General features: G+C 45.6%; 4 protein-coding genes and 2 pseudogenes. All 6 read right to left on the bottom strand.

Annotated features, from left to right (window positions below; genetic code table 11):
- A pseudogene (locus AWV70_RS16810) lies at positions 1-442 on the bottom strand (hypothetical protein); the annotation flags it as partial.
- Positions 443-457: 15 nt separating this feature from the next.
- Positions 458-1,873, bottom strand: a complete 1,416-nt coding sequence (locus tag AWV70_RS16805; RefSeq protein ID WP_060209566.1) for a vWA domain-containing protein — start codon at positions 1,871-1,873, stop codon at positions 458-460.
- A gap of 28 nt (positions 1,874-1,901) precedes the next feature.
- Positions 1,902-2,111, bottom strand: a complete 210-nt coding sequence (locus AWV70_RS16800; RefSeq protein ID WP_060209564.1) for a hypothetical protein — start codon at positions 2,109-2,111, stop codon at positions 1,902-1,904.
- 29 nt (positions 2,112-2,140) lie between these two features.
- On the bottom strand, positions 2,141-3,073 hold the full coding sequence (locus AWV70_RS16795) for a type II secretion system F family protein (RefSeq protein WP_060209562.1): 933 nt from the start codon (positions 3,071-3,073) through the stop codon (positions 2,141-2,143).
- A gap of 4 nt (positions 3,074-3,077) precedes the next feature.
- Positions 3,078-4,004 carry a type II secretion system F family protein gene (locus AWV70_RS16790; RefSeq protein WP_060209560.1) on the bottom strand — a complete coding sequence of 309 codons (927 nt, stop codon included), beginning with the start codon at positions 4,002-4,004 and terminating at the stop codon, positions 3,078-3,080.
- A pseudogene (locus AWV70_RS24790) lies at positions 3,998-4,251 on the bottom strand (CpaF family protein); the annotation flags it as partial. The gene AWV70_RS16790 and the pseudogene AWV70_RS24790, both read right to left, overlap by 7 nt.

The raw sequence follows: 4,251 nt of genomic DNA, 5'->3' as shown, positions 1-4,251 counted from the left end.
CACCACTGCCAACCGCTTCGCCGGATGTAGGCGGGGTTCCAACTGATCCTGGAAACTGTCCATCGGTCGGCGGCTTCCCTCCGGAAATGATGTCTCCTGCCTTCAGGAATTCCCCATAAGCTGTACCATTCAACGTACTTGGAATTAAAAACAATCCTTTATTTTCAGCAGTTACGGGAACGATGACCGTTCCCGAAGTTAGAGTGAATTTACCTTCAAATGCCTTGCCATACGTGTAGACCTCTCCAGGGACCATGAATTCCCCGCCGGTAATTGCTTCACCGCCCGTGATCGCTTCGCCGCCGGTAATCGGGTCAGTGATATCAATCGATTTTCCAGCTTTCAACCAGTCTGCCATTGCAATCCCCGGCAATATCGTCCAGGAGAGGATGACCGTCAGCATGAAGATGGCAAACGTTCTTCTCAACTTTCTACTATTCAAATTCATCCTCCTTTCTTAGTCAGGAGTGTTTTGTAAATATTTTTCTTCCAAAGCTTGAATTGCTTCCGTGTATTGCAACTCATTCATGCTTTTCAGATCGGCTCTCAGTGCATCGTATTCTGCTTGCATCCAATCATGGTAAGCTGTATTTTTCGTACGTAAATAATCATGGCTTTCTTTCGACATTACTTTTTTCTTTTGATATAAGTACTGAATTGTGAATCCGACACGCTGGCGTTCATTCACAACTTTCTTATATTCTTTCGAATCGTATTTGAAGATTTCCAGACCGTTAGAGACACGTTGGCCGCTTAACTTCTGGCCTTTATCCTTTTTCCAATCAGCCCATTTTTTTGCAACTTCTTTGGCCTGATCCAGTTCATCCTGAAGGGACTCTGCATCCTGGACGTCCTGATACGTCCCGTCTACCGCTTTTGCAACTGCCTTCAACTGTTTCTGCCCTTCATTGTCCACATTAAAGCCGATAACGTTGATGATCGGGGTAATCTCCGAATCATACAATGCTTTTGCAGCAGCAACAGGATCGTCGTCACAAGTGGAGATGCCATCACCTACGAGGTAGACGATATTCGTATTGTTCTCACCGTCAAATTCCGCCAGATCCTTCTGTGCCTCTGCCAGTGCAAGTTCAGTCGGTGTCCAACCCGCCGGCTTCATTGGATCAAGCGATTGCTGGAAAGCAGCTTTATCATAAGGCTGAAGCGGATAAATCAAATCACTGCTTGAACAAGACATCGCCTTATCGGCGGAACTGCCTGTTCCTTTATGTCCGTAGACGCGCAGACCGACATTCGCGTCCTTCGGCAAACTTTCTAAAAATTGGAGAATCGCCTTTTTAGCGGCTTCCATTTGGGTCTGCCCGCCAACGTATTTCCCCATGCTTCCCGAAGCATCCAAAATGACAAGTACATTTAGATTTTCTTTGAATTCCATTCGGGGGTTCCCAATATCCGGTTCCCCGATTCCTTGGAATTTCAATTTTGCAATTAACTCCTCAGGTCCCATGAAATCCTGTTGAAAAGTAGCCAAAAGTTCATTATAGAAATGATCCAATTCATTTTCTGTCGGATTGCCCGATATATCCGGCAAATCCTTTGTTAATTCATCGATTTCCTTTTGATCTTCTGAATCCATAGTATTCAAATAAGTTGTGTGGCCCGGCAACCTTTCAGCCAATTCAGCCAAGGATTGAGGAAGCGGGGCAGCAGTCACTTCTTCAACTGCACCTTCCTCAGCTTCCTCGTCATCTTCGGAATTTCCATCGACATTGTCCTCGTCTTCACTTGCATCAGATACAGTTGGTTCGTCTGCGACAACTTTTTCATTTTCGTTCTTCTTATCGCTGCATGCCGTCACCGCTAAAAGGAGCATGAGCATGAAGATGAATGCAACAACTCTTTTTCTATTCATGACTACTCCTTATCAATTCCGATTCGAATTACTCGCCTACCATGCCGCTGATTTTAGTAATGATGTTTCCAACTAGTTCCGTAATCGATTCACTTTGACCACTCAAAGCAGTTGAGACAATTCCAAGTACCAAAATGAGCAATGCTGCAATCCCTAGCCACTCAAGCGACTGTGCTCCCGTCTCGTTTTTCACAGGTGCCGTCATCTTCGTCCAAGCCATCATCAATTTCTCTTTCATCTTCAATTCTCTCCTTAAATAAATGTATTTTAGTTGAATAACTCGAAAATCCCTTTGTTCTGGTTGAATATATTTATAATCATCAAGCCTCCGATTAGGACGAGGGCAGAAGGCAACACGAGGAAAGTAGTCACAAGTGTCACTTTCGGCGATGCTTTGGCAGCCTTCTCCTTGATCAATTCTTTCTTTAACTTCCTCATCTCTTCAGCTTGTTGTTTAAACGTGTCCGCAATCGGAACTCCCAATCGTTCCCCTTGCAATAGTGATTTGATCAGAATTTGGAACTCTTTGCTGTCGTTGCGATCGAGCAATGATTTATATGCTTCCGCCCGTGGAACTCCGACGCTCAACTCCTGAATGAAACGGCCGAATTCCTCTTTGACAGGTCCCTCGAAATAATGCACGATGTCTCGAAGCGCCTGGTCCATCCCTACTCCCGCCTGCAATGTGACACTCATTGTGTCAAGAAAGTCAGGTAGCTGGTACGAAATCTCCTCTTGCCTTTTTTTCGCCTTCGATCTGAGCCAAAGGACAGTTCCGCCAAAACCCGCTATCGGCATAAGAATAAGCATGAATTGAGACATCGGAAATCTAAGGATGAATAAAATGCCTCCCATGAAAAAACCTGCAATCAGCATGAATATTTTCAACCCTTGGAAACGGGCGACCGTCAATTCGTATGGATATCCCGCTTGTATTAGGAGCTTTTTAACTTCTACGTTTTCACTGAAGAAGTTGACACGCTGTCCAAGATCGGAAAAATCATCGGCAAACTTGAAAAGCCTTTCCAATACTTTTTCTTTTCTTGACTTCTTCTTGCGTACCCATGTTTCGATATAGACGGATTCATCAATTTCCTCACGCAGATTCCTTTTTTCGTTCAAATAAACATAGTAAGCTCGTAACGAGATTCCGATGGTCGCGACGACTAAAAAGGTAAATAATGCAATTACGCCATCCATTCATTCACACCCTGATATTCGTAATTTTCCTGACGACGACAAATGTCAGCACGGTTCCAAAAAGGAAGAACGTCAATAGAATCAATCCAATCCCAGTAAACAAAGGGTCGAGGAAACCGTCGATAATATTGTTCATCATGAGCACCAAGAAGATTGGTATGACAGGAACAAGTGTTGAGACATATCGTTGTTCCGCAGTCATCGTCTTCACTTCTTGCTTCAGTAATTTCCGTTCGTCTAGCGTCTGGCTCATCTCATCAAGTACGGCGGACAAATTGCCCCCCGCCTTTTTCTGGATGAGCATCGTCGCGGCGAACAATTGAAATTCCTTATGGTCGATACGTCTTTCCATCGTCCTGAGCGCTGCCTGGAATTCGATGCCTAACGACAGCTCATGTGCCATCCGTTTAAATTCGCTTTTTGCAGGCTCATTGATTTCCTGTGTGACGAGCTGGATCCCTTGATTCAACGTCATTCCGGACCTTGTCGAGTTGGCGAGCACCCGGCAGATTTCAGGCAACTGGTCGATGAGCATTTGTTTTTTCTTATTCTTCCTGAGAAGGAATAAAAGCCTCCGCGCCCCTTCGATGAGCAACAGCCCGATGAACAATGCCGCAAGTAGTGACAACTGAAAGAAGTTGACGAGCATGAAGACGATCCCCATATACCCGACAATCAGAGCGCCAAAAAATTCGGATGGGGTGAATGGAATGTTGGCATCCACAAGCTTAGGCTCCAATTCTTTTGCCGTCGCTGTCTCATCAAATTTCGTGCCGACAAGGACGATGACACTTTTCCGCTTTTCCCCGTCCAAGTAAAATTGCTCGACTTCCTTCCGCCACTCTCTTTTCGACTTCCGGTAATCGAGAAGGAAATAGATTGCGATCAGAAAGACGAAGACGGTTGCTGCCGCAATGGACGCTTCTACCATGTCGCGACCTCCTCCTTCACCCGGAAATCCGACTCTTCCATATGGATGCCGAAAATTCTGAGGCGCTCAAGGCATGCAGGGATTTCGCCGGTTGCCGTAAAGTGTCCAAGGACCGTCCCGTCTTCCAGCATGCCGGTCCGCTTGAATTTGAAGATTTCAACAATCCGGAACGTACCATCATCTTCATTTTTCTGCACTTCCGAAATGGAGATGATTTTTCGCGTCCCGTCCGTCAAGCGAGTCGCCT

Origin of the sequence: Sporosarcina koreensis, assembly GCF_001531445.1 — a bacterium.
Lineage (GTDB): Bacteria > Bacillota > Bacilli > Bacillales_A > Planococcaceae > Sporosarcina > Sporosarcina koreensis_C.
The sequence above is the reverse complement of the archived record's forward strand: the minus strand, read 5'-3'. Positions and strand labels throughout refer to the sequence as shown.

What these genes read in the sequence shown, in the direction of transcription:
- AWV70_RS16790 (WP_060209560.1), bottom strand. Translation starts at nt 4,004, where the DNA reads ATGGTAGAAGCGTCCATTGCGGCAGCAACCGTCTTCGTCTTTCTGATC.
- AWV70_RS16795 (WP_060209562.1), bottom strand. Translation starts at nt 3,073, where the DNA reads ATGGATGGCGTAATTGCATTATTTACCTTTTTAGTCGTCGCGACCATC.
- AWV70_RS16800 (WP_060209564.1), bottom strand. Translation starts at nt 2,111, where the DNA reads ATGAAAGAGAAATTGATGATGGCTTGGACGAAGATGACGGCACCTGTG.
- AWV70_RS16805 (WP_060209566.1), bottom strand. Translation starts at nt 1,873, where the DNA reads ATGAATAGAAAAAGAGTTGTTGCATTCATCTTCATGCTCATGCTCCTT.